Origin of the sequence: Promicromonospora thailandica, from assembly GCF_024171955.1 — a bacterium.
GTDB classification, from domain to species: Bacteria; Actinomycetota; Actinomycetes; order Actinomycetales; family Cellulomonadaceae; genus Promicromonospora; species Promicromonospora thailandica.
In genome coordinates, this window is record NZ_JAMTCS010000016.1 from 46,617 (window position 1) to 69,038 (window position 22,422).

The following is a 22,422-nucleotide window of genomic DNA, read 5'->3' on the forward strand; positions in this document are numbered from 1 at the left end:
GCGTCAGCCGCCGAGCGCGGCGAACGCCTCATACACCATGAACGCGGGCCAGACGATGCCCTGTACGACGGCCCAGACGAACTCCCAGAAACCGTCGGCCTGCTGCCAGAAATAGACCCAGGCACCGAAGATGCCGAGCCCATAGATCGCGCCACCGCCCGCGGCCGCACCTGTGTTCCGGTCTCCCATCACGCCACCTCCCTCTGCCGGGTGGCGCCCGCAAGATGCGGTCGCGGTCCGGTCGTGCCCGTAGTTCTGCACATTGTCTCTCGCCATACACCGAACCGGGCTCGGTCAGCCGGCCGGATGGCGGTGGGAGTGCACGACCAGGACCGGGCACGCAGCGCCACGTGTGTCGCCGGGAGAAGCTGCCGTCGGACGTCACGTCTTCAGAAACCTTCCGTCCCGTTCGAGGACCAGGGGAGCAGACGGCGCTCGACCGGTGAGCGGGACGATCTCGACGGGGGCTGCGCATGTTGCCATGACCGCGCGTGGCACCGGTCCGAGGCGGACCAGGTGCTGCAGGTCGCGGTGGTGCCTGGCCACGACGACGACGTCCGCGTCCTCGCCTGCGCGGTGCAACGTGTCGACAGCGTCGTCCGTGACGACGGAGAGGTCTACAGAAACTGCCGGGTATGCGGAGGACCAGTCGTCGACCTCGGCCCTGAGCGCACGGGCCTCGCGCTCATACCTGACACCCTGTGATGAGGGTTGCGCATGCACGACGTGCAGGGCCGAGCCGAGCGTGTCGGCGGTGTCGAACGTGTGGGCGAGAAGCTCGTTGGTACTTCCCACGGACTTGATACCGACGGCGACCCGGCCGCGGTGGGTCGGTACCCAGCCCTCGTCGACGACGACGACCGGAGCCGCGGTGCGGTTCGGGACGGCGGTCATGGCCAGTTCCCGGCGTGAAGCGGGGCGATGGTGAGGTTTGCCGGGCGGCGCGCCCCCGGCGAGGGCGGTGGTGTGGCGCTCTCGGGTGCCGTGCCGGTGTCGGATGCGGTCTGCCGTGCCGCGTGGGTGTGGACCACCAGCACGGGGCAGGGTGCCGAACGCAGCAGGGCGCCGGAGACGCTGCGCAGCAGGCGGCCGGTCAGCGTCCAGTGGCTGTTGCCGCCGACCACCACCAGGTCGTCCGGGGTCAGGCCGTCCAGCAGCGCCGCGACGGCGTCGCCCGGTGGGTTGGTCGTGGTGCAGGTGACGCCCGGGTAGCGTGCCGACCAGCGGGCCGCTCTGCCGGCGACCGCGGTGGCGACGACGCCCTGCCAGGAGTCCGCGGACGGATCCCGCCGAAGCGCGGCGTCCGTGATCGGGTCGCTGCCGGTCGCGTGCAGCACCTCGAGGGGGCATCCGCGAGCGACGGCTTCGGTGAAGGCAGTGGTCCACAGCTCGGGTTCCTCGCTCCGCCCGGCGCCCATCCGGATCCTGGCGGGGGCGCCGCCGGAGGCGCCCTCGGGAACTACGGCGACCGCGCCGGTGGTGTGTGCCGCGAGCACGGACGAGGTCGAGCCCAGCAGGGCCCGGTCGAACGCACCGAGGCGGCGCCGCGCCACCACGACGAGGTCCGACGACCGGGAGAGCTGTGCCAGGACGTGGGCTGCCGTCCCAGGCAGAGCGACGGTCTGGACGGTGCGGTTGCCCGGGCGTCGTCCGTCGAGCCGGTCCATCGCGACGCGCAGCGCGTCGTGGGCCTGCGTGCGAGCGTCCTCCACGAGGCGGCTGGTGCCCGGTCCGGGTTCAGGCGGGGTGGCGTACGTGGACACGACGGTCAGCCGGGTGTCGTGGGCGTCGGCGGTGCGGGCGGCCCAGTCGAGCGCGACCAGGCTCTCCTCGGAGCCGTCGACCCCGACGGTGACGCTTCTGTACCAGGTGGTGTTCATGATCATTCTCCGGTGCGTTCGTGTCAGAGGCCGAACGGCTCCGATCGGTGAGCGGTGCATCGTGCACTGTTGCTCCTAGGACACGCCTAGCCGGCGGGCCCGGGCAGGGGCGAACGTCCCGCCTCGGTTCGGCGAAGGTCCCCGCCGCCCCTGGTTCAGTGCGGGGGCGACGGGACGACCGCCACCGGGCACGCCGCGTGGTAGATCATCGCCTGGCTGGTCGACCCGAGGAGCAGGCCGCGGAACCCGCCGCGCCCTCGTGATCCGACCACGAGCAGCTGGGCGGCACCGGCCCGGGCCAGCAGCACCTGGGCAGGCCCGCCGTGGGCGATCACCGGCTCCACCGTGACGTCGGGGTGCTCGGCGTGTGCCGCCGACAGCCACGTCGTCAGCTCCTCCGCGGCGTGCTGCTGGACCAGGTCCGTCGCCGTCGTGAGCTCCCAGGAGGTGGTCAGCGGGAGGTCGCTCCACGCGTGCACGGCGACCAGCGGGACGGAGCGGGCGGCCGCCGCGGCGAACGCGAACCGGACGGCGTCCCGGTTGGCGGGTGACCCGTCCACACCCACGACCACCGGGCCGTCCTGCCGCACGATCTCGTCGTCGTCGCCGCGGACCACCACCACCGGGCAGTGCCCGTGAGTGGCGACGGCGACGGCGACGGAGCCGACGACCAGCCCCGTGAACCCGCCCAGTCCACGCGAGCCCAGCACGATCAGCTGGGCGGCGGCCGACCTGCCGATCAGCCGGGCAGCGGCCGACCCTTCGACCAGCGAGGAGCCGGTCGGTACGTCGGGTGCGGCCTCGCGCGCGACGCTCTCGGCGTCGGCCAGCCACTGACGCGCCTGCGCGACGAGCGCGTCCTCGTAGGCCCCCAGTGCGGCCGCGTGCGGTACGGAGGCCGGGACGGGCGTCCAGACGTGCAGCAGGCTCAGCCTGGTGTTGCGGCGGGCCGCCTCGAGGGCGGCCCATCGCACCGCCCGGGTCGACGACGGCGATCCGTCGATGCCCACGACCACCGGGTCGGGTGTCGTCGTCGATGTGCTCACGGGTTCCTCCTGGCTGCTCATGGCCCGACCGGTCGGCGGGGCGTGTGCTGGGGCAGCGCCTGGTAGCCGAGCCGCATGACCATCTGCGGTGCGCCCTGGAGCCGCAGCGCCCGACGCAAATCGTGCCTCGTCGTCGGATTCTCCAGCACGGTGGTCGCGAACGACGCGTGGACGAGGTAGGTGGTCGCGACCAGGAGCACGTGCTCGAGCGCCTGCCCGGCGGTGATCCACGCGGCGGCGTCGTCGCCTGGCGTGACGAGGACGCCCATCGTGCTGCGGCGCTCGAACCGTGCCGCCCCGGCAGCCGCGGCGAACCGCCGTACCGGTGCCCCTGCATCCGTCGGCACCGGCCCGAGCAGGCTGCGTGGGATGCCGTCGTCACGGCTCGGGTCGACGGCGGTCCAGGCCGCCTCCTCGGCCGTCGCCGCGGGGTCCTCCGCCGCGAGGGCCTCGGCGTGACGCACCAGGTCGATGACGACCTCGCGCGCCGGGTCGGAGTGCTGGACGAGTCGCAGTGTGGCGCCCTCCGACTCGGCTGCGGCGTGGAGGGCGATCACCGCGTCGGTGAACAGGGGCTGGTCCTCGAACGGGAGCCGGGACGTGGTGCGGCGCCCGATCGCCGTGGCCAGGTCGAGCTCGTACGGGGTGGGAGCGGGTCCGGGCTCGAACGTCAGCTCGGCGACGAGGAGCTCGTCGTCCGGGTCCGGGAGTATTCGCACGGTCGCGACCAGACGCTCCTGGCGTGCGGCTACGCGGGCGTTGAGCAGGAACGCTCCGCAGCTGATCAGCATTTCCCGGCCGCGCGGATCGGTGTGCTGCAGCTGGCGTGCCGGGTCTGCGCGGAGGGTGACCGTGTCCCGTGCACGGGTCGCCTGCCAGGGCTGGGTGTTCGCGATGCTCGGCGCGGCGGCAGCTGCGCGCAGGACGCGGCCGATCTGCGGGTCGAGCGTCCTCATGGCGAGTCGTCCTCAGCCTCGTTCCCACCCAGCGGCACCGAGGCGGGGCGGCGGTGGGCGTGCGCCACGAGGACCGCGCACGGCGCACCCCGCAGCACCGCGTCGGGGACGCTACGGAGCATCCGGCCCAGCAGCGGCTGGTGTCTCCGCCCGCCGACGACGACGAGGTCGTCGGGCGTGAGGCCGCGTAGCAGCACTGTTGCCGGGTCTCCGCGACCGACCACGATCGTGCAGCTCACCTCGGGGTACTTCTCCGACCAGCGGGCGACGCGGTCGGCCAGGTCTGCCTTGGCGGCCTCGCGCCACGACGCGGCGATGGGGTCCATCTCGGGGAACGACGACGACAGGGCGTCGGCGTCCGTCACGTGCACCACCTCCAGCGGGCGGCCGCGTGCCGCCGCTTCGGCGAACGCCGCACCCAGGACGTCCGGTTCGTCGTGCAGGCCCACGCCCACCCGGATCCGCCGCGGGTCACCGGTCGAGGCCCCGGCCGGCACCACGGCAACGGCTCCCGGTGCGGTGGCTGCCAGCGTGGCGGACGTGGAGCCGAGCACCACGCGATCGATCCGCCCAAGGCCTCGGCGGCCGACCACGACCAGGCCACATGTCCGGGACCGGCGGCCCAGCTCGTAGGCGGCGTTGCCCTGCACCACGTCGATCTTCGCGTGCTGTCCGTGCACCCGGCCGCCGGCCCGGTGCTCGGCGAGCCACTCGTGTGCGGTGTCGGCGGCCCCTCGTGCCTGAGCGCGTATCTCCCCGATCAGGCCGCCGATCCCGGGGTCGGGGGTGATGGGCACCCCGTAGGCCGCGACGACCGTGAGGCTCGCCTCGTGCAGGTCGGCGGCGCGTGCCGCCCACTCGAGGGCGGCGAGGCTCTCCGCCGACCCGTCGACCCCGACGACGATGCCGTCGTACCAGTTGATGCTCATGGTCGTCCTCCTTCGTGACCCCCAGGACACCACCGCACCGGTGGGCCCAGGCAGAGACAGGAGGCCCGAGCATGCGGGACCAAGGTCCCTCGCAGGCCATCACGCGCTACCGTGACCGCGGGAGGCACCATGGACCGAAGAGACGCCCCGCGCGACCGCACCGAGCTGCTCCTGGAGGCGGTCGTCACGGTCAGCCGTGGCCTGGACCTGGAGACGGTGCTCCACCACATCGTCGAGACGGCCGTCACGCTGGTCGATGCTCGGTACGGCGCCCTCGGGGTGCTCGGTGACGACGGCCGTATCGCCCGGTTCCTGACCGTCGGGCTCAGCGACACGCAGATCCACGCGATCGGTCCCTACCCGACCGGTCACGGCGTGCTCGGCGAGCTCATCCGGCACCCGGTGCCGCTGCGCCTGCACGACCTGTGCGAGCACCCGGTCTCCGTGGGCTTCCCCGCCCACCACCCGCCGATGCACACCTTCGTGGGCATGCCGCTCCAGATGCACGGCGCACCGTTCGGCAACCTCTACCTCACGGACAAGCGCGGCGGTGGCGACTTCACCGCCGACGACGAGCGGGTGCTGGAGGCGCTCGCGTCGGCCGCGAGCGTCGCGATGGAGAACGCGCGCCTCTACGACGACGCCCAGCTGCGGGAGCGCTGGGCGCGGGCCAACGACCGGATCTCACGTCATGTGCTGGCCGGCTACTCGCCCGACGACGTGCTGAGCCTGATCGGCAGCGAGGCGCGGGAGGTCGCCGACGCCGACCTGACGGCGGTGTCGCTGCCGGACCCGGAGACCGGTCGTCTGGTCCTGCGTGCGGCGGCCGGGTTGGGGGCCGAGGACCAGGTGGGCGCCGTGCTGCCCGCGGACGGGACGTTCGCCACGATCGCGTTCCGCGAGGGGGCACCGATGGTCACCCACGACGCGTCGACGGACGAACGCGCCGGGTTCTCGCTGCCGCTCCCGGTCGAGCTCGGCCCGCTGGCGGCGTGGCCGCTCGGCGAGTCCGGGAGCGTCCGCGGCGTCCTCGTGGCGGCCCGCAGCCGGGGGCGGCAAGCCTTCTCCCCGCTCGTGGTCGAGGCGCTCGGCGCGTTCGCTGCCCAGGCTGCTGTGGCCCTCGAGCTGGCTGAGGGCCGAGCGGACGCCGAACGCCTGGTCCTGCTGCGCGACCGCGAACGCATCGCGCGCGACCTGCACGACCTCGCGATCCAGCGTCTCTACGCGACCGGCCTCTCGCTGCAGCGGGTGGCACGGACGGCACCGCCGGAGGTGGCCGAGCAGGTAGCCGCAGCGGTCGACGAGGTGGACGAGACCATCGCCCTGGTCCGGACCACGATCTATCGGCTGCAGCCGGGTGAGCAGGCAGGAGGTCCCGCCGGCCGGCGCGTGGGCCTGCGCTCCCGCGTGATCACGGAGGTCGACGCCGCGGGTGTCTCGCTCGGGTTCCGTGTCCGGCTGCGGTTCGAGGGTGCGGTGGACACCCTTGTACCGCCGGACGCGGCCGACCACGTGGTCGCCGTGGTACGCGAAGGGCTCTCGAACGTTGCCCGGCACGCGTCGGCGACCCAGGCGGAGGTCCGCCTGTCGGCAGCCGACGACCTGGTGCTCTCGGTGACGGACGACGGCACGGGCATCTCGTCGGACGCGCCGCGCAGCGGGCTGCACAACCTGAGGCGGCGTGCGGAAGAGCTCGGTGGTTCGTTCGTGACCGAGGCAGCGTCCCCGGGTGCCGACCGGGTGGGCACGCGGCTGGTGTGGCGTGTGCCGCTGTCCGCGGATGGTCAGAGGCCGGTGTGAGCGTCCGCAGGGCGCGTCACGCGGGTCGGTGCCGGTCCTGGTCGAGGCGCGCGGCGAGCACCGCCGCCTGGGCACGGCGTTCGAGGCCGAGCTTGGCGAAGATGCTGGAGACGTAGTTCTTGACCGTCTTCTCGGCGAGGAACATCTCGTCGCCGATCTGCCGGTTGGTCAGTCCGTGCCCGATGAGGGCGAGGATACGGCGTTCCTGGTCGGTCAGGGTGGCCAGCGGATCGGGCTCGCGGTGGGCGTCGGCGCGGATGCGCTCCATGACGCGGGCCGCCGCGCGGGGGTCGAGCGTCGAGCCACCGGCGGCGACGGTGAGCACCGCCTGGACGAGGTCGGTACCGCGCACCTGCTTGAGCACGTAGCCCGCCGCGCCCGCCAGGATCGCGTCGTAGAGCGCCTCGTCGTCGGAGAACGAGGTGAGCATGAGGCAGGGCAGGTCCGGCATGCGGGAGCGCAGCTCGCGGCACACGCTCACGCCGTCGCCGTCGGGCAGGCGCACGTCGAGCACCACGACGTCGGGGGACAAGGCGGGCACACGGGCGAGCGCCTCGCGGGCCGTGCCCGCCTCGCCGACCACGCGTACGCCGGGTTCCGACTCGAGCAGGTCGGCGACGCCGCGGCGCACCACTTCGTGATCGTCCACGAGGAACACCCGTACGTCCATGGCTCCTACCGTAGCTGTGGTGCCTGTCCCGGTCACGACCGGGACAGGCACCACGGGACCGGTGCTCATCGCAGGAACGGGAACCGCTGGACCAGCGGCAGGCGTGCCCACCAGCGGCCGAGGCCGAGCGTGTCGCCGGCGAGGACCGCGGCGAGGCCGACGAGCAGGACGGCGTCGACGAGGTGGTAGTCCACGAACGGGTTGTTCTCCAGCGGCAGCGACGCGAGCCACATGAGCAGCATGAGCAGCGCGCCGGTCGCGGCGGCCAGCCGCATGCCGATGCCCAGGGCCAGCGCGAGGCCGATGCCGAGCAGGCCGAGCATGAACAGCCAGTCGATGACGGCGCTGCCGGCCAGCGAGCCGAAGAACTCGCCGAACGGGCCCTGGACGTTGCTGAGGTAGCCCACGGTGGGCGACCCGCCGTTGATCCACGCCCGCTCGGGCGGGGTGGCGAGGTTCCAGCCGAACAGCTTGTCGCCGAACGCCCAGAGGAACTCGACGGCGAGCAGCAGCCGGACGCCCGCGAAGCTGTACCGGGCGACGGCGCTGCGGGTGACGGCGTCGACCGCCGTGGTGCTCGTGCCGGTGGCGCGGGCGCCGGCGGCGGGTCCGTGCGCCAGGGGTGCGGAGTGGTGGCTGACGGAGCTCATGATGATCCTCCCGGAGATGCGCCGGAACGGTTCCGGCTGCCTGTGACAACGTTCCCGTGAGTGGCACCCCCCGGCGCAGGGCCACCTGGCTCCTGTCGGCGGGACCTTGGTCCTGTGCCCGGGCGGGACAATGGCCCGGGCGGGCCGTCCTACCAGGTGGAGTCGCCGCGGATGATCGCGTCGGCGCCGCCGTCGACGAAGACGACCTGCCCGCACAGGTGGGTGTTCTTCTCGCCGACGAGCCAGCTGATGAGATGTGCGGGTACCTCTGGCCGCATGAAGCCGTTCAGCGGCATCGGCACCGCGGCGGCCATCGCTGCGCGCTGGATCTCGGTGCCGATCATGCCCGCCACCATCGGGGTCTCCACGACCCCGGGCGCGACGGCGTTGAGCGGGATGCCCGCGCCTGCCCACTGCGCGCCGGGCGCGGTCCTGCGCAGCCACCGGCACAGTGCCGCCTTGCTGCTGGAGTAGATCAGCCCGTGCTCCTGCGCCTGGACGAGCTTGACCGCCCGGTCCAGGGCGCCCGGCTCGTCTCCGGCGAGACACCGGTCGACCAGTTCCGCGTCCGTGGGCAGGAGGCTCGCCATCGAGGAGGTGGCCGCGGCACGGGGCGTCCGCGAGCGCGTGAGCAGCGGCAGCAGCCCCTCGAGCGTGGCGACCGTGCCGAAGAAGTTGACCGCGACGTCGTCGGGGGACCGGTGGGCCACGCCGGCGTTGGCGACCACGCCGTCGATGGTGCTGCGGCGGGACCGCACCTGGTCGATCATCGTGGCTCGGCCGTCCGGCGTGCGCAGGTCGGTCTCGATCTCGGCGTCGTGGGTGTCCACACCGATGACCCGGTCGCCACGCTGTTCCAGCAGGCGCAGGGTCGCCCTGCCGATTCCTGAGGCCGAGCCGGTGACGACGATGGTGCGCATGAGAATCCCTCCGAGTGGTAGGCCCTGCCCGCCGGGTGCTCACCGGGGTGATTCTCACGCTAGGCAGCCGGCCCGAGCGTGCAACCGTGCCGACCGTCCCGGGGTGCCCGGGCCGTTGGTCCCTGGTGGTTGCCTCGGGTGCGCGACACCGTGGGACCACTCGCACTCCCACGACGGGAAGCGCGGTCGGACCGAAAGGAGAAGGACGATGACACACACCTGGAACGTCGCCATCCGCTTGTTCGACGCGGACGACGTCGAACGCGACGGCACGCTCACCGCTGCGCACGCCGTGCTGACGACGTCGAGCGGGACGTCGCTCGAGGGGCACGGGCGCGCCCTGCGCAACCCGCAGGACCCGCAGGTCCGGGAGATCGGTGAGGAGCTGGCTGCCGCCCGTGCTCTGCGTGACCTGGCCGACAGGCTGTTGCGCGCGACGTCGGACGACATCGCGCAGATCGAGCACCGCCCCGTTCGCCTGCGGTAGCCACCAGAACGAGCAACAGGAGGTGAGGGCGATGCGTGCCCTCGTGGTCTACGAGTCCATGTACGGCAACACGAAGCTGGTCGCGCAGGCGATCGGCGAGGGTATCGAGGAGTCGATGCATGCCGACGTGGTCGAGGTGACGGTGGCACCCACCACCGTGACGGCCGATGTGACGCTGCTGGTCGTGGGAGGACCGACGCATGCCTTCAGCATGTCCTGGCCCTCGACCCGGCGCGACGCCGCGCAGCAGGCGGCGTCGATCATCTCCCGTGGCCGGGGTATCCGGGAGTGGCTGGGTGCCTTGCCGGGTACGAGGAGGGAGACGGAGGCCGCGACCTTCGACACCCGCACGACGTCGAGGATCACGGGGTCGGCCGCTCGTGCGGCGAGCCGCCGGCTCGACCGGCTCGGGTTCCCGTTGGTCGCCACGCCCGTGAGCTTCCGGGTGGCGGACGCCCTGGGCCCGCTGGTCGCCGGGGAGCTGGACCGGGCCCGGTCGTGGGGGAGGGAGCTGGGTGCCGAGGTCGCCGCACGCCGGCCGAGCCGGCCGGTCTCCTGATCGGCGTCGATGGCTCTGCCCCCCGATGACCAGCAGGGCACCACGGTCCAGACCCTGGAGCAGGAGATCGACCGGGTCCCGGCAGTGTGCCACCGCCGTCCGGGCACGTGAGGGCGCCGTTCGCGCGGGCCGTGTGCAGGGACCAGGGTCATCGAGCTCTCAGGACCTTCCCTGCAGCACGGGGGACCTTCGTCCCTGCCACGTGCAGGCCGTGCCGAGAGACCGTGGAACTGCCGCCACCGGGCGGTTGCCATTTCAGAATCACCGTCCGAACGGAGCCGTCATGAGAGCCGCAGTCGTCACCGACTTCACCGCCCCCCTGGAGGTCCGGGAGATTCCCGTCCCGGAGCCCGGACCCGGCGAGGTGCTCGTCCGGATCGAGGCCAGCGGGCTGTGTCACACGGACATCCACGCCGCCCACGGCGACTGGCCGGTCAAGCCGACCCCGCCGTTCGTCCCTGGGCACGAGGGCGTCGGCCGCATCGAGAAGCTCGGCCCCGGCGTGACGAGCCGCTCCGTCGGTGAGCGCGTGGCGATCGCCTGGCTCGGCAGCGCATGCGGTGAGTGCCGTTACTGCATCGCCGGCTGGGAGACGCTGTGCGAGCAGCAGCAGAACTCCGGCTACTCGGTCGATGGTGCGTTCGCCGAGTACGCGGTGGTCCGGGCAGGGTTCGCCGTGCCAGTCCCCGACGGTGTGACTTCCGCGGACGCCGCACCGCTGAGCTGCGCGGGCGTGACCACCTACAAGGCCGTCAAGGTCGCCCGTGTGTCGCCCGCGGAGACCGTGGCCGTGTTCGGCATCGGCGGGCTGGGGCACCTCGCGCTGCAGTACGCGCGGATCGCCGGTGCGTTCGTGATCGCGGTCGACGTCGAGGACCACAAGCTGGAGCTGGCCAGCCGCCTCGGTGCGGACCACGTGGTCAACGCCGCCCGCGAGGACCCGGTCGAGGCCATCCAGCGGCTCGGCGGCGCGGACGTCGCGGTGGCGCTTGCCGTCTCGTCGTCCTCGTTCGACCAGGCCTTCCACTCGCTGCGCAGGGGCGGTCGGCTGGTCTGTGTGGCGCTGCCCGCCGACGGCACGATCCAGCTGCCGATCTTCGACACGGTGCTCAAGGGCATCTCGGTGATCGGGTCGATCGTCGGTACGCGGAACGACCTCGCGGACGTGTTCGCGCTGCACGCGGCCGGCCGCACCGAGGTCGTGGCCGTGGAGCGCAAGCTCGACGAGGTCAACGAGTCCTTCGCGGACGTGCTGGCCGGTCGGGTGCCTGCCCGCATCGTCTTCGGCTTCTGAGCCCGACACGGCCGCCGCAACCACGGTGGTCACCCAGAACCCGCAGGACGTCGGCCCGGGAGCGGCCCCAGAACGAACCCGGTCCGGCGTCCCGCGCCACCCACGACCACGCAGGAGCGGACCATGACCACGGTCCATGAAGCACCGGCCGCCCCGGTGCCGGGCGCCGAACCGAACGGCTCCGCCTGGGCCGGTCTCGTCGGCGGCCCCTGGCAGGACCAGGTGGACGTGCGCGACTTCGTCCAGCGCAACTACACGCCGTACGAGGGCGACGCGAGCTTCCTCGCCGGGCCAACCGCCCGCACCTCGCACGTGTGGGACACCGTGAGCGCCCTGTTCCCCGAGGAGCGGGCCAAGGGGGTCTACGACATCGACGCGCGGACGCCCGCTGGCATCACCGCCCACGCACCCGGCTACATCGACCGGGACGCCGAGCTGGTCGTCGGCCTGCAGACGGACGCGCCGCTGCGCCGGGCGATCATGCCGAACGGTGGTTGGCGCCTGGTCGAGCCCGCGCTGGCGACCTACGGCTACGAGGTGGACGAGTCGCTCAGGACGATCTTCACCACGTACCGCAAGACGCACAACGAAGGTGTCTTCGACGCCTACCCGCCCGACGTCCGTGCCGCCCGGCGCAGCCACGTGATCACCGGACTGCCCGACGCCTACGGGCGGGGCCGGATCATCGGTGACTACCGCCGTGTGGCCCTGTACGGCGTGGACGCGCTGATCGAGGCCAAGCGGGCGGACAAGCTGAGCCTGGACACGCTGCCGTTCAGCGAGAAGGTCGTGCGCGAGCGGGAGGAGCACGCCGAGCAGATCCGGGCGCTGGGCGAGCTCAAGGAGATGGCCGCCTCGTACGGCTACGACATCTCCGGACCGGCGGCCACGGCCCGGGAGGCGGTGCAGTGGCTCTACTTCGCCTACCTGGGGGCGGTCAAGGAGCAGAACGGCGCCGCGATGTCGCTGGGCCGCACCTCGACCTTCCTGGACGTGTACTTTCAGCGTGACCTGGCCGCCGGCCGCATCACCGAGGAGCAGGCCCAGGAGCTGGTCGACGACCTCGTCATCAAGCTGCGCATCGTGCGCTTCCTGCGCACGCCCGAGTACGACACGCTGTTCTCGGGCGACCCGACCTGGGTCACCGAGACCGTCGGCGGCATGGGCGAGGACGGACGCACCCTGGTCACCAGGACCTCGTTCCGCTACCTGCAGACCCTCTACAACCTCGGCCCCGCGCCCGAGCCCAACCTCACCGTGCTCTGGAGCCCGGACCTGCCCCGCGGGTTCAAGGAATTCTGCGCCCGCGTCTCCATCGACACCAGCGCGCTGCAGTACGAGTCGGACCGGCTGATCCGGAGCGCCTGGGGTGACGACGCGGCCATCGCGTGCTGCGTGTCCCCCATGGCGCTCGGCAAGCAGATGCAGTTCTTCGGCGCTCGCGTAAACCTTGCCAAGACCCTGCTGTACGCGATCAACGGTGGGCGTGACGAGGTCAGCGGCGAGCAGGTCGCGCCGGCCTTCCCGGCGGTCCCCGTCGGCCGCCCGCTGGAGTACGACGACGTCCGCCGCCGTCTCGACACGACGATGGACTGGCTCGCGGCGACCTACGTCGAAGCGCTGAACGTCATCCACTACATGCACGACAAGTACGCCTACGAGCGCCTGGAGATGGCGCTGCACGACCGCGACGTGCTGCGCACCATGGCCTGCGGCATCGCCGGGCTGGCGGTGACGGCGGACTCGCTGAGCGCGATCCGGTACGCCCGCGTCACGCCGGTGTTCGACGAGCGCGGCGTCGCGGTCGACTACGAGGTCGAGGGATCGTTCCCGGCCTACGGGAACGACGGCGACCGGGCCGATGCCATCGCCGTCGAGCTCGTCGAGTCGTTCATGGACAAGATCCGTCGCCAGAACACCTACCGGGACGCGGTGCCCACACAGTCGGTCCTGACCATCACGTCGAACGTCGTCTACGGCAAGGCCACGGGCAACACCCCTGACGGGCGACGCGCGGGGGAGCCGTTCTCACCGGGAGCCAACCCGATGAACGGGCGGGACACGCACGGCATGCTCGCCTCGGCGCTGTCCGTCGCCAAGCTGCCCTACCGCCAGGCGCAGGACGGCATCTCGCTGACCAGCACCGTCGTACCGTCAGGCCTGGGCCGCACGCGCGACGAGCAGGTCACCAACCTCACAGGGCTACTGGACGCCACGGTCGGCGCGGACGGCTATCACATGAACGTCAACGTGCTGAACCGGCAGACCCTCGAGGACGCCATGGAGCACCCCGAGAAGTACCCGCAGCTGACGATCCGGGTCTCCGGGTACGCCGTCAACTTCGTCCGGCTCACTCGTGAGCAGCAGCTCGACGTGCTGAGCAGGACCTTCCACGGGTCGATGTGATGGCCACCCTCGCGACCACCTCCGGCCTTACGTCGCTGCGCTCGCAGCGGCTCGCGGCGATGCGGTCCGGTGAGCTCGGTTCGGTCCACTCCTGGGAGCTGGTCACCGCCGTGGACGGACCGGGGACACGGCTGACCGTGTTCCTGGCCGGGTGCCCGCTGCGTTGCCTGTACTGCCACAACCCCGACATGCTCGAGATGAGGGACGGCCGGCCCACCGCGGCCGGTCAGGTGCTCGCACGCGTGCGCCGCTACCTGCCGGTGTTCCGGGCGACCGGCGGGGGCCTGACGCTCTCGGGCGGGGAGGTGCTGATGCAGCCGGCGTTCGCTGCGCGCCTGCTGCGCGGCGCCACCGCGATGGGCGTGCACACGGCGCTGGACACGTCCGGGTTCCTCGGCGCGAACCTCACCGACCGGATGCTCGCCGACACCGACCTGGTCCTGCTCGACGTGAAGTCCGGTGACCCCGACACCTACCGGCGGGTCACGGGCGCCGACCTGGCACCGACGCTCGCCTTCGGACGGCGTCTCGCACCCGCCGGAGCGGAAGGCGGCCATGCACCGGAGGTCTGGGTCCGGTTCGTGCTCGTGCCCGGTCTGACCGACGACGTCGGCAACGTCGAGAAGGTCGCCGACTACGTCGCCGGGCTCGACGAGCTGCGGCCCGGCACGGTGACCCGGGTCGAGGTGCTGCCCTTCCACCAGATGGGCCGGTACAAGTGGGCTGCTCTCGGGCGCAGGTACGAGCGCGGGGCGACCCGGCCGCCGTCGCCCGAGCTGACCGAGCGCGTCCGGGACCAGTTCCGGGCGCACGGGCTCACGACGTACTGAGGGCGCCGTTCGCCTCACACGACCGCGTTGCGCCGCGCGGCCTCTCGGAACCAGGAGGCGCTGAGCTTGGGTGTCCGCTCGAGGGTGTCGAAGTCGACGTAGACGAGCCCGAACCGGTTGCCGTAGCCGTCCATCCACTCGAAGTTGTCCTGTGCGCTCCACAGGAAGTAGCCGTGCACGGGAACGCCTTCGGAGGTGGCGCGCTGGAGCTGTCCGAGGCATGCGCGCAGGAACATCACCCGGTCGGAGTCGTAGATCCTGCCGTCGTGGGCCATGACGTCGGAGGCGCCGCACCCGTTCTCGGTGATGTAGATCGAGGGCGGGTTCCAGAGGTTCTGGACGAGCCTCGGTGCCCAGTACAGGACCTCGGGGTCCAGGAGGTGCCATGACGACTGCATCCTGGGGTGCGAGGCGTTGATCGGGATGTCGCGGTAGCCGGGTGCCTCGTCCGACGGCTCGACGTACCAGCCCGGCTTGTAGACGTTCAGGCCCACGAAGTCGAGCGGTTCGGCGATGATTCCGAGCTCCTCGTCCGTGAAGACGGGCGACCGGCCGCCGGCCTCGGCGAGGTACTCGTCGGTGTACCTGCCTTCGAGCATGACCGTCATGAATCCTGCGTTGCGCGCACGAGTAGCACGCTCGGCCGCCGCGACATGGTCCGGTGTGTCGATGGTGGGGACGGCGACGCGGATGTTGTCCGCGAACCCGATCTTCGTCCCTGCCGGCCCGTGGGCGCGGATGGCCTGGACGGCCATGCCGTGGCCCAGTACGGCATGGTGTCGGACCTGTTTGAGCTCGGAGTCCGAGAGCCTGAGACCGGGGGCCGCCCCCAGGTGCACGATCTCGTCGCCGCCGACCTTCACGTCGACACCCTGGTAGCCGCCCTCGACGAACGAGGCGAACTCGTTGATGGTGAAGTAGTGCTTGACCCGGTCGCCGAGCCGTCCCGAGACGTACCCGGCGTAGTCGGCGAACGCCTTCGCCGTGTCTTTCGACTGCCAGCCGCCGACCTCGTCCTGGAGCGTCTGCGGGAGGTCCCAGTGGTACAGGGTCGCGTAGGGCTCGATGCCTGCGGCCAGGAGTGCGTCGACGAGGCGGTCGTAGAAGTCGATGCCTGCCCGGTTGGGGGCACCGGCACCGTCGGGGAAGACCCTGGGCCAGGCGACGGAGAAACGGTAGGCGGTGGCCCCGATGTCGCGCATCAGGTCGACGTCCTCGTGGTGCCGGTGGTAGTGGTCGTTCGCGACGTCGCCGTTGTCGTCGTTGTGGATGTTGCCGGGCGTATGGGCGTACGTGTCCCAGATCGACGGGCCTTTGCCGTCCTCGTCCCAGGCGCCTTCGATCTGGTACGAGGACGTGGCGACGCCCCACTGGAAGCCGTCCGGGAACCTCCGGATCTCCGCTCCTGTGTTGACGGTGCTGGGTTTCATCTCGCGCTCCTTCTGGAACGACCGCATTCGCTCTGGCGCCTTCTCCGGCCGGTCGCAGCGAGACCTCGTGCTGGTCGAACGCTGCTCACCGAAACCGTAGAGAGTCGAGGCGCTGGCGCTCCTGCGAGCCGTCACGGTGGCGGCGCTCTCGTCTAGGTTCTCCAGGCCACAAGCGGGACCGATCCGAGGGCACCTGTCATGGCGGCGACCAATCCTCATTTCGAGCACCTCCTCGTCGTCCACGACGTGAAGTGTGCAAGCACAGCAGGACTAGAACTCACAGGCTAGTTTCGGCCAGGTGGGGCTACAACTGGAGATGCACCCGAAGAGACCCGATCGGCTTGCGCAGGCCCGCCCTGCAGAACCCGGAATGCCTTGCGCTCCGTCCGGGGCCCGACAACGTGTCCAGATCGTGCCCTGCCACGCGACCCGGGGTGCCTACCACACGGCACGTCGAGCACTGAGCCGATGATCTCGATGAACGGTCCTCGTCGCGGGATGCGCCGCCAGCGACCGACGAGACGTCCGACCCCGGAATCCGGACTACGGTGTGCGACGGCGTGATGACGACGCCGAGACCGCCCGACGGACCAGCCGGCGGGTGACGAACGAAGGCGACGGTGCGCACATGCGGTTCAGCGGCCTCACGAACCGTGACAAGAGCCGAGGTGCAGCTCTCCAGCGACGCCCGGGGCAGCTGGTCATCGGCGGTTTCCTCGCTGCTGTCGCGGTCGGCACCGGGCTCCTGCTGCTCCCCGTCTCGGCGTCGGGGGAATCCGCCACGCTGATGGAGGCGGTGTTCACCGCGACGTCGGCGGTGTGCGTGACCGGGCTGATCGTCACGGACACACCGGTGTTCTGGTCCGGCTTCGGCGAGGCCGTGATCCTGGTGCTCATCCAGATCGGCGGCCTCGGTGTCATGACTGTCGCGTCGCTCCTCGGTGTCCTGGTTTCACGTCGGCTGGACCTGCGCTCGCGGCTCGTGGCGGCGGCCTCGACCCGGACGGTAGGTCTTGGCGACGTACGGCGGATCCTGGTACGTGTCGTCGTGATCGCGCTGGTCGTGGAGGCCGTGGTCGCGGCGGTGCTGACGGTGCGCTTCGCCGTCGCCTACGACCAGCCGCTCGGCAGGGCGGTGTGGCAGGGCCTGTTCCATGCCGTCTCGGCGTACAACAACGCGGGCTTCGCTCTGTTCTCGGGCTCGCTGATGGACTTCGTGTCCGATCCGTGGATCTGCATCCCGACGTCCGTGGCGATGATCGTCGGTGGGCTGGGCCTGCCGGTCGTGCTCGAGGTGCTGCGCGAAGGCTGGCGCCTGCCGTGCTGGAGCCTGCACACGAAGATCACGCTGCTGATGACGGCACTGCTGCTGGGAGGCGGCACCGGCTTCTTCCTGGTCGCCGAGGCGGATGCCACCATGGCCCGCCTCGGCGTCGCCGACCGGCTCCTGGCGTCGTTCACCCAGGCGGCCAACGCCCGCACCGCGGGGTTCAACTCCGTGAACACCGGCGAGATGCACACCGAGACCTGGCTGGGCACGGTCATCCTCATGTTCATCGGGGCCGGATCCGGCGGCACAGGCGGCGGGATCAAGGTGACGACGTTCGCGGTGCTCGCCGTGGTGATCTGGTCCGAGCTGCGCGGCGAGCCGGACGCGAACCTGTTCGATCGCCGGATCTCGCCGTCCACGCAGCGGCACGCTCTCACCGTGGCTCTGCTGGCGGTGGCCATCGTCGTGCTCCCGACCCTGTGGATGACGGCGCTCTCGCCGTTCACCGTGGACCAGATCCTGTTCGAGGTCACCTCGGCGTTCACCACCACCGGTCTGTCGACCGGGATCACCGCCCAGCTCGCGTGGTACCACCAGGTGGTGCTGTGCGTCCTGATGTTCATCGGCCGCCTGGGGCCTGTGACACTCGGCACCGCGCTGGCGCTGCGTGCCCGGCGACGCCTGTACCGGCTCCCCGAGAGCGCGCCGATCATCGGCTGACCTCTAGCCGTCGAGAGCCGGCGGACGCCGACCTCGGCCGCCTACCGGTCCTCGGTCGCGCTCACCGTGTCGACGTCGGAGTCCAGCCGGCCGGGGGAGACGAACATCGAGTAACCGACTGCGCCGAGCTCGTGCAGGTGCGAGGTGAGGGCCGATCCGATGATCTGGTTGAGTGCCATGAGGTGTGCATCTTCGACCGTGACGGGGACGCCCTCGATCGTCGAGACCTGCTCGAGCGTGGTCGTCGCAGATTCTGGTCGGTCGCTGTACTGGACGTCGAGGCTCACGGTGTACCGCCGGATCTGCGCGAGCGTACCTCCGCCGTGCGGTGCTGGAGGCCTGCATCGCGGCGTGCCGGGCGTGCGGGGACGAGTGCGAGCACCATGCGAGCATGCACGAGCACTGCCGGGTGTGCGCAGAGGCCTGCCGCGAGTGCGAGGCGGCCAGCGTGCTCTCGCAGGCGGTCCGCCACGCCCGGCTCGAGCGTCGTCCTGGACCATCACAGCCTCCCCGGTGGGTGGCCGGTGACGGCCCCCCACCCGAGGCCTGGTCGTGGACCCGAGGACGGTCGCACAGGGATCGGTCAGTCCGGGACGACCAGGCCCCGGCGGACCGCCGGCACCAGGCGGGCCGGAACCCGGGCCCGCCGTCCGTCCGGGGTGGTCACCGGGACGAGTTCGGGCACCTGGGCCTTCCACCGCGAGCGTCGGGACCGTGTGTTCGAGCGGGACAGCTTTCTCTTGGGGACCGCCATGTCAGCGTTCCTCGCGGAAGTCGACGTGCTTGCGGATGACGGGGTCGAACTTGCGCAGTACGAGCCGGTCAGGGTTGTTGCGCCGGTTCTTGCGGGTCACGTAGGTGAACCCGGTGCCTGCGGTCGAGCGGAGCTTGATCACGGGGCGCAGGTCGGTGCGTGCGGACATCAGTGACCACCCTTGTTGTCGCTGGTGTGCTTGGCGTAGCGCTGCCGGAACTTCTCGACCCGGCCGGCGGTGTCGACCACGCGGGCCGAACCGGTCCAGAACGGGTGGCTGGCGCTGCTGATCTCGACGTCCACCACCGGGTAGGTGTTGCCGTCGGACCACTGGATGCTCGCCCGAGGGCGGCCGGGGCCGGCGTCGGTGTCACCTGCGAGCGTCGAGCGGGTCAGGAACGTGAAGCCGGCACTCGTGTCCCGGAAGACGACCGGGCCGTAGGTGGGGTGGATGTTCTTCATGGTGTGCTCCTTCCGCTCAGCCCTGGCGCGCCTTCCAGCGCGGGTTGAGCCGGTTGATGACGAACGTCTTTCCGCGGCGGCGCACGACCTTCGCGCCGGGCTTGTCCTTCAGGGAACGCAGGGATGCGCGCACCTTCATGTGTCACTCCTGACGTGCGGGGCGGACGGCGGAGCCGCCGCAGGGGCCGGTACTCACCAGCTGGACTTGTAGACGCCGGGTAGCTCGCCGCGGTGGGCCATCTCGCGCAGGCGGATGCGGGAGAGCCCGAACTTGCGCGAGTAGGCGCGGGGCCGTCCGTCGACGGTGTCGCGGTTGCGCAGCCGGGTCGGGCTGGCGTCGCGCGGCTGCCGGGACAGCTCCGCGGCGGCGGCTGCCCGCTCCTCGGCCGAGAGGTCCGGCCTGCGCAGGGTGCGCCGCAGCTCGGTGCGCCGTTCGGTGTATCGGGCGACGAGTTCGCGGCGTCGGGCGTCCGCCGCGATCTTCGACTTCTTGGCCATCAGACCTTCTCCCCTCGGGCGAGGATCTGGGCGACGACGACGTCGATGCCCTTGCGATCGATGGTCTTGATCCCCTTGGCACTCACGCGCAGCGTGACGTTGCGGCCGAGTGACGGGACCCAGTAGCGCTTCTTCTGGATGTTGGGGTCGAACCGGCGCTTGGTCCGCACGTGGGAGTGCGAGACCGAGTGGCCGAAACTCGGCACGGTGCCCAGCACCTGGCATCTGGCTGACACATGACCTCCTGTGGCACGCAATGTGAGAACCGTTCTCACAACGCGCTACAGTGTGCCAGAGCTGAGAACCGTTATCAATTACTCCGGGCTGTCAGGGCACCATGCCGGGCCCGGGGAGGAGGAGGGCACATGTTTCCCGTGGGAAGCCGGATGGGCCGAAGCTCCGGGACTGTCCCGGTCAGCGTCCTGACCACCACCGACCCGGTCCTGCGTGACTCGGCGCTGTTCGGCCTGCTGATGGACGCACCCGGTGTGGTCGCGGTGCGTCACGAGATCCACACCGACCACCTCCGGCGTGTCGTGCAGGACGCCACCGGCGTCCTGGAGGACGTGCTGGTCCCGTTGGAGCACGCCTGCCTGTCCTGCGCGGTCCGGGAGGACGCCGTACCCACCATCGCTCGCCTGGCGGGTGACGGCCGCTGGACCCAGGTGCTGCTCGCCCTGCCCGTCAGCGCCGAACTGCTGCCCGCGGCGCGGGCGCTGGCCGCCGAGACCGCACCCGGCGGCCAGCTCGCACACACCCGGATCGCGACGTCGCTCGCCCTGGTCGACCTCGACACCTTCGAGGACGACCTGCTCGGGGAGGACACCCTTACCGAGCGCGGCCTGGAGCTCACCGCCGACGACGAGCGCTCGGTCGGGGAGGCACTCGCGGCACAGGTGGAGCAGGCGGACCTGGTAGTGGCCTGCGGAGGACACGGCTCAGGTTCGACATCCAGTTCGGGCATGGACGCCGACACCGCACATGCGACGGCGTCGGGCCTGCTGGACCGGCTGCGTGGCGCCGGGACGCGGCGTGTGGACGGGCTGCACGCCCTGACGGCGGCGAACCTCGCCGCGGGCCGGCACTCGCCGTCGCGCGCCGAGCGGCGGGCCCACCCGCTCGGTGCGGTGGTCACCGAGCCGGGGGTCGTGAGCGGGGACCGGAGCTGGACGCTGGAGCTGCGCTCGGCGCTGCCGTTCCACCCGGAGCGGCTGGTGGAGCGCATCGAGGACCTGAGCGCCGGTCGGCTGCGGGCCCGCGGCGTGTTCCACGTGGCCGACCGGCCCGGCCTCGCCTGTCTGTGGGACGGCGCGGGCGGCCAGCTCGCGGTCGCGGACCTGGGTCCGTGGTCGGAGGTGTGCGCAGGCACGGAGCCGCACACGCGGATCGTGGTGGTCGGCGTGGCGGACGGCGCATCTGCCGAACGTGTGGACGCCGACCGTCAGCAGCTGCTGGAGGCGTTCCAGGGTGCCCTGTGCACGCCGGAGGAGATGTCGGGCGGCATCGCACGGCTCGGGCGCGAGGATCACCTGGCCCCGTGGCTGGGAGCGCGATCGGTCTGAACCGTGCGTGGAACCCGTCGGAGATGCTGCCCGCGTCGCTGCCTGCGTCGTTCACCGACGCTCCCGGGTCATCCTCGGGCCTTCCGGGCCCGAGACTTGATCGCCGCGATGACGTCGTTCTTCGCTTCGGCGTAGTCGTTCATGTCGTCCCAGCGCCTGTTGATCAGGGCTCGCTTGACACCCTCGTACAGCTCGCGGTCCGCGGCGTGGGCGCGCAGGTGGTCGCGAAGCAGGAGGTACTCGTCCACCGCCGCGTCACCTCGTTGGTACAGGTGGACGTGGACGTCGCGGGCCGGTGTACGTACGAGCCGATGGCCTGGTTCTCGGACCCGCAGCTCATAACCGACCGCCAGCAACGCGTCGAGGTAGTCCTCCTCCGCGGTGATGTCGGGCACAGTGACGACGACGTCGAGGATCGGCTTGGCGGCGAGCCCCGGCACGGACGTGGAGCCGATGTGCTCGACGGCGACGTCCAGCCCGGCCAGTGCTTCGAGGATGCGGTGCCGGTGACGGCGGAAGTCCTTCGCCCATCGGGCGTCGTGGTCATGAAGGCCGACGCTCAACGGTTCCGGACCGCCGATGATCTCGACCGTGGTGACGTCCGGCCGGTGTGCTCTGCTGCTCGGTGCCATGAGCATGCGGTCCAATCCGGGAGTGACGCCCGGGTGAGCCCTGGCTGCCCCGCGCCGTGCGGGACGAACCCGGCGACACCTGCCGACGTCCGCTGAAGCCACCTCGGTGGAAGTGGCCAGCCCGCCAGGGTAGCCCATGACGATGCCCAAGATCGCGCGCCCCGTGCGCAGACGCGGGCAAGGTACGTTGACGCGCATGGATCCACTGTCAGCGGCAGGTGCCTGGATTCTCCGGACGCGCTGGCTGGTGCGGGCGCCGATCGCCGTGTATCGCGCTGGGCTGGGCCGCCTCCTGGGTTCTCGGGTGCTGATGCTCGAGCATCGCGGGCGCACCTCAGGTCGCACGAGGTTCGTGTGCCTGGAGGTGGTCGAACGCAGCACGCCGGACACGATGGTCGTCGTCAGCGGGTTCGGAGAGCGGTCCCAGTGGTACCAGAACCTCCGGGCACGGCCGGAGTGCTTCGTGAGCCAGGGACGTGTCCGTCGGGCACGCGCAACGGCGCGGTTCCTGTCCGACGGCGAGGCCGCGACGATCCTGGCGCGGTACCAGCAACGACGGCCGGCGGACTGGCGGATGCTGAAGGCCGCGTTGGAGAGAGCGACGGGCCGCTCCGTGACACACCTGCCGATGGTCGAGCTCGTGCTCGGCCCGGGCCCGAGGTGACGG

Annotated in this window: 27 protein-coding genes and 1 pseudogene; 10 read left to right on the forward strand and 18 right to left on the reverse strand. The window is 71.3% G+C overall.

Translation table 11 applies throughout. The features are described from left to right. Positions 1–3: 3 nt before the first annotated feature. From APR03_RS22865 to APR03_RS22890, 6 genes are all read right to left on the reverse strand, one after another. Positions 4–189: a hypothetical protein gene (locus tag APR03_RS22865; RefSeq protein ID WP_253839529.1), complete on the reverse strand. Its 186-nt coding sequence runs from the start codon at positions 187–189 to the stop codon at positions 4–6. A gap of 192 nt (positions 190–381) precedes the next feature. Continuing rightward, entirely contained in the window at positions 382–894 is a 513-nt protein-coding gene (locus APR03_RS22870) for a universal stress protein (RefSeq protein WP_253839530.1), read from the reverse strand. Continuing rightward, positions 891–1,880, reverse strand: coding sequence for a universal stress protein (locus APR03_RS22875; RefSeq protein WP_253839531.1), 990 nt, complete (start codon positions 1,878–1,880; stop codon positions 891–893). The genes APR03_RS22870 and APR03_RS22875 overlap by 4 nt, the downstream gene beginning before the upstream one ends. A gap of 155 nt (positions 1,881–2,035) precedes the next feature. Next, entirely contained in the window at positions 2,036–2,926 is an 891-nt protein-coding gene (locus tag APR03_RS22880) for a universal stress protein (RefSeq protein ID WP_253839532.1), read from the reverse strand. Between the two features lie 17 nt (positions 2,927–2,943). Beyond that, entirely contained in the window at positions 2,944–3,882 is a 939-nt protein-coding gene (locus APR03_RS22885) for an Acg family FMN-binding oxidoreductase (protein WP_253839533.1), read from the reverse strand. Next, complete coding sequence (locus tag APR03_RS22890; protein ID WP_253839534.1) at positions 3,879–4,811, reverse strand: universal stress protein; 933 nt, start codon at positions 4,809–4,811, stop codon at positions 3,879–3,881. The genes APR03_RS22885 and APR03_RS22890 overlap by 4 nt, the downstream gene beginning before the upstream one ends. A 129-nt stretch (positions 4,812–4,940) precedes the next feature. Between APR03_RS22890 and APR03_RS22895 the strand changes: the two genes are divergently transcribed. Then, positions 4,941–6,611, forward strand: coding sequence for a GAF domain-containing sensor histidine kinase (locus APR03_RS22895; protein ID WP_253839535.1), 1,671 nt, complete (start codon positions 4,941–4,943; stop codon positions 6,609–6,611). Between the two features lie 16 nt (positions 6,612–6,627). On the opposite strand, the gene APR03_RS22900 is transcribed toward APR03_RS22895, so the two are convergent. From APR03_RS22900 to APR03_RS22910, 3 genes are all read right to left on the reverse strand, one after another. Next, positions 6,628–7,281 (reverse strand): response regulator transcription factor, encoded by a 654-nt coding sequence (locus APR03_RS22900; protein WP_253839536.1) that lies wholly within the window; start codon positions 7,279–7,281, stop codon positions 6,628–6,630. Between the two features lie 65 nt (positions 7,282–7,346). Further along, positions 7,347–7,931: a hypothetical protein gene (locus APR03_RS22905; RefSeq protein ID WP_253839538.1), complete on the reverse strand. Its 585-nt coding sequence runs from the start codon at positions 7,929–7,931 to the stop codon at positions 7,347–7,349. Positions 7,932–8,080: 149 nt separating this feature from the next. Next, positions 8,081–8,851, reverse strand: a complete 771-nt coding sequence (locus APR03_RS22910) for an SDR family oxidoreductase (RefSeq protein ID WP_253839539.1) — start codon at positions 8,849–8,851, stop codon at positions 8,081–8,083. A gap of 208 nt (positions 8,852–9,059) precedes the next feature. On the opposite strand from APR03_RS22910, the gene APR03_RS22915 reads away from it, so the two are divergent. The 5 genes from APR03_RS22915 to pflA all read left to right on the forward strand — a co-directional run bounded on the left by APR03_RS22915 (position 9,060) and on the right by pflA (position 14,427). Beyond that, the gene (locus APR03_RS22915) at positions 9,060–9,338 is read left to right on the forward strand and encodes a dsRBD fold-containing protein (protein WP_253839540.1); all 279 of its coding nucleotides are present in this window, start codon (positions 9,060–9,062) and stop codon (positions 9,336–9,338) included. A gap of 31 nt (positions 9,339–9,369) precedes the next feature. Continuing rightward, positions 9,370–9,897, forward strand: coding sequence for a flavodoxin family protein (locus tag APR03_RS22920; protein ID WP_253839541.1), 528 nt, complete (start codon positions 9,370–9,372; stop codon positions 9,895–9,897). A 283-nt stretch (positions 9,898–10,180) separates the two neighbouring features. Further along, positions 10,181–11,191 carry an alcohol dehydrogenase AdhP gene (adhP, locus tag APR03_RS22925; RefSeq protein ID WP_253839542.1) on the forward strand — a complete coding sequence of 337 codons (1,011 nt, stop codon included), beginning with the start codon at positions 10,181–10,183 and terminating at the stop codon, positions 11,189–11,191. Positions 11,192–11,314: 123 nt separating this feature from the next. Then, positions 11,315–13,597, forward strand: a complete 2,283-nt coding sequence (pflB, locus tag APR03_RS22930; RefSeq protein ID WP_253839543.1) for a formate C-acetyltransferase — start codon at positions 11,315–11,317, stop codon at positions 13,595–13,597. Then, positions 13,597–14,427 carry a pyruvate formate-lyase-activating protein gene (gene pflA / locus APR03_RS22935; protein WP_253839544.1) on the forward strand — a complete coding sequence of 277 codons (831 nt, stop codon included), beginning with the start codon at positions 13,597–13,599 and terminating at the stop codon, positions 14,425–14,427. The genes pflB and pflA overlap by 1 nt, the downstream gene beginning before the upstream one ends. Positions 14,428–14,441: 14 nt before the next feature. Here the strand turns inward: pflA and APR03_RS22940 are convergent, their stop codons facing one another. Continuing rightward, on the reverse strand, positions 14,442–15,857 hold the full coding sequence (locus tag APR03_RS22940; RefSeq protein WP_253839545.1) for a GH1 family beta-glucosidase: 1,416 nt from the start codon (positions 15,855–15,857) through the stop codon (positions 14,442–14,444). A gap of 628 nt (positions 15,858–16,485) precedes the next feature. Here APR03_RS22940 and APR03_RS22945 point away from each other — a divergent pair. Beyond that, entirely contained in the window at positions 16,486–17,847 is a 1,362-nt protein-coding gene (locus APR03_RS22945) for a TrkH family potassium uptake protein (protein ID WP_253839547.1), read from the forward strand. Between the two features lie 41 nt (positions 17,848–17,888). Here the strand turns inward: APR03_RS22945 and APR03_RS22950 are convergent, their stop codons facing one another. Then, positions 17,889–18,134: a hypothetical protein gene (locus APR03_RS22950; protein ID WP_253839549.1), complete on the reverse strand. Its 246-nt coding sequence runs from the start codon at positions 18,132–18,134 to the stop codon at positions 17,889–17,891. Between APR03_RS22950 and APR03_RS22955 the strand changes: the two are divergent. After that, positions 18,116–18,292, forward strand: a pseudogene (locus tag APR03_RS22955) (four-helix bundle copper-binding protein); the annotation flags it as partial. The gene APR03_RS22950 and the pseudogene APR03_RS22955 sit on opposite strands and share 19 nt — an antisense overlap. Before the next feature lie 138 nt (positions 18,293–18,430). Here the strand turns inward: APR03_RS22955 and rpmF are convergent. The 6 genes from rpmF to rpmB are packed head-to-tail and all read right to left on the reverse strand — an operon-like array spanning position 18,431 to position 19,797. Beyond that, on the reverse strand, positions 18,431–18,601 hold the full coding sequence (gene rpmF / locus APR03_RS22960) for a 50S ribosomal protein L32 (RefSeq protein ID WP_253839551.1): 171 nt from the start codon (positions 18,599–18,601) through the stop codon (positions 18,431–18,433). Position 18,602: 1 nt separating this feature from the next. Then, positions 18,603–18,770: a 50S ribosomal protein L33 gene (rpmG, locus tag APR03_RS22965; RefSeq protein ID WP_253839552.1), complete on the reverse strand. Its 168-nt coding sequence runs from the start codon at positions 18,768–18,770 to the stop codon at positions 18,603–18,605. After that, the gene (locus tag APR03_RS22970) at positions 18,770–19,063 is read right to left on the reverse strand and encodes a type B 50S ribosomal protein L31 (RefSeq protein WP_253839553.1); all 294 of its coding nucleotides are present in this window, start codon (positions 19,061–19,063) and stop codon (positions 18,770–18,772) included. The genes rpmG and APR03_RS22970 overlap by 1 nt, the downstream gene beginning before the upstream one ends. Before the next feature lie 16 nt (positions 19,064–19,079). Beyond that, entirely contained in the window at positions 19,080–19,202 is a 123-nt protein-coding gene (ykgO, locus tag APR03_RS22975) for a type B 50S ribosomal protein L36 (protein WP_253839554.1), read from the reverse strand. Positions 19,203–19,255: 53 nt separating this feature from the next. Further along, positions 19,256–19,561, reverse strand: a complete 306-nt coding sequence (rpsN, locus tag APR03_RS22980; RefSeq protein WP_253839556.1) for a 30S ribosomal protein S14 — start codon at positions 19,559–19,561, stop codon at positions 19,256–19,258. Continuing rightward, positions 19,561–19,797, reverse strand: coding sequence for a 50S ribosomal protein L28 (gene rpmB / locus APR03_RS22985; RefSeq protein WP_253839558.1), 237 nt, complete (start codon positions 19,795–19,797; stop codon positions 19,561–19,563). The genes rpsN and rpmB overlap by 1 nt, the downstream gene beginning before the upstream one ends. A 129-nt stretch (positions 19,798–19,926) precedes the next feature. On the opposite strand from rpmB, the gene APR03_RS22990 reads away from it, so the two are divergent. Beyond that, positions 19,927–21,123: a GTP-binding protein gene (locus APR03_RS22990; RefSeq protein ID WP_253839560.1), complete on the forward strand. Its 1,197-nt coding sequence runs from the start codon at positions 19,927–19,929 to the stop codon at positions 21,121–21,123. A gap of 68 nt (positions 21,124–21,191) precedes the next feature. Here APR03_RS22990 and APR03_RS22995 read toward each other — a convergent pair whose 3' ends face one another. Next, positions 21,192–21,953 carry a GrpB family protein gene (locus tag APR03_RS22995; RefSeq protein ID WP_253839562.1) on the reverse strand — a complete coding sequence of 254 codons (762 nt, stop codon included), beginning with the start codon at positions 21,951–21,953 and terminating at the stop codon, positions 21,192–21,194. Between APR03_RS22995 and APR03_RS23000 the strand changes: the two genes are divergently transcribed. Beyond that, a complete protein-coding gene (locus APR03_RS23000; protein ID WP_275977923.1) occupies positions 21,952–22,419 on the forward strand; it encodes a nitroreductase family deazaflavin-dependent oxidoreductase in 468 nt (155 codons plus the stop codon). The genes APR03_RS22995 and APR03_RS23000 overlap by 2 nt on opposite strands. Positions 22,420–22,422 lie beyond the last annotated feature (3 nt).

Bases quoted from the DNA above. Each gene is read 5' to 3' on its own strand.
- APR03_RS22865 (WP_253839529.1), bottom strand. From the start codon at position 189: ATGGGAGACCGGAACACAGGTGCGGCCGCGGGCGGTGGCGCGATCTAT.
- APR03_RS22870 (WP_253839530.1), bottom strand. From the start codon at position 894: ATGACCGCCGTCCCGAACCGCACCGCGGCTCCGGTCGTCGTCGTCGAC.
- APR03_RS22875 (WP_253839531.1), bottom strand. From the start codon at position 1,880: ATGAACACCACCTGGTACAGAAGCGTCACCGTCGGGGTCGACGGCTCC.
- APR03_RS22885 (WP_253839533.1), bottom strand. From the start codon at position 3,882: ATGAGGACGCTCGACCCGCAGATCGGCCGCGTCCTGCGCGCAGCTGCC.
- APR03_RS22890 (WP_253839534.1), bottom strand. From the start codon at position 4,811: ATGAGCATCAACTGGTACGACGGCATCGTCGTCGGGGTCGACGGGTCG.
- APR03_RS22895 (WP_253839535.1), top strand. From the start codon at position 4,941: ATGGACCGAAGAGACGCCCCGCGCGACCGCACCGAGCTGCTCCTGGAG.
- APR03_RS22900 (WP_253839536.1), bottom strand. From the start codon at position 7,281: ATGGACGTACGGGTGTTCCTCGTGGACGATCACGAAGTGGTGCGCCGC.
- APR03_RS22905 (WP_253839538.1), bottom strand. From the start codon at position 7,931: ATGAGCTCCGTCAGCCACCACTCCGCACCCCTGGCGCACGGACCCGCC.
- APR03_RS22910 (WP_253839539.1), bottom strand. From the start codon at position 8,851: ATGCGCACCATCGTCGTCACCGGCTCGGCCTCAGGAATCGGCAGGGCG.
- APR03_RS22915 (WP_253839540.1), top strand. From the start codon at position 9,060: ATGACACACACCTGGAACGTCGCCATCCGCTTGTTCGACGCGGACGAC.
- APR03_RS22920 (WP_253839541.1), top strand. From the start codon at position 9,370: ATGCGTGCCCTCGTGGTCTACGAGTCCATGTACGGCAACACGAAGCTG.
- adhP (WP_253839542.1), top strand. From the start codon at position 10,181: ATGAGAGCCGCAGTCGTCACCGACTTCACCGCCCCCCTGGAGGTCCGG.
- pflB (WP_253839543.1), top strand. From the start codon at position 11,315: ATGACCACGGTCCATGAAGCACCGGCCGCCCCGGTGCCGGGCGCCGAA.
- pflA (WP_253839544.1), top strand. From the start codon at position 13,597: ATGGCCACCCTCGCGACCACCTCCGGCCTTACGTCGCTGCGCTCGCAG.
- APR03_RS22940 (WP_253839545.1), bottom strand. From the start codon at position 15,857: ATGAAACCCAGCACCGTCAACACAGGAGCGGAGATCCGGAGGTTCCCG.
- APR03_RS22945 (WP_253839547.1), top strand. From the start codon at position 16,486: ATGCGGTTCAGCGGCCTCACGAACCGTGACAAGAGCCGAGGTGCAGCT.
- rpmF (WP_253839551.1), bottom strand. From the start codon at position 18,601: ATGGCGGTCCCCAAGAGAAAGCTGTCCCGCTCGAACACACGGTCCCGA.
- rpmG (WP_253839552.1), bottom strand. From the start codon at position 18,770: ATGTCCGCACGCACCGACCTGCGCCCCGTGATCAAGCTCCGCTCGACC.
- APR03_RS22970 (WP_253839553.1), bottom strand. From the start codon at position 19,063: ATGAAGAACATCCACCCCACCTACGGCCCGGTCGTCTTCCGGGACACG.
- ykgO (WP_253839554.1), bottom strand. From the start codon at position 19,202: ATGAAGGTGCGCGCATCCCTGCGTTCCCTGAAGGACAAGCCCGGCGCG.
- rpsN (WP_253839556.1), bottom strand. From the start codon at position 19,561: ATGGCCAAGAAGTCGAAGATCGCGGCGGACGCCCGACGCCGCGAACTC.
- APR03_RS22990 (WP_253839560.1), top strand. From the start codon at position 19,927: ATGTTTCCCGTGGGAAGCCGGATGGGCCGAAGCTCCGGGACTGTCCCG.
- APR03_RS23000 (WP_275977923.1), top strand. From the start codon at position 21,952: ATGGATCCACTGTCAGCGGCAGGTGCCTGGATTCTCCGGACGCGCTGG.
- APR03_RS22995 (WP_253839562.1), bottom strand. From the start codon at position 21,953: ATGCGCGTCAACGTACCTTGCCCGCGTCTGCGCACGGGGCGCGCGATC.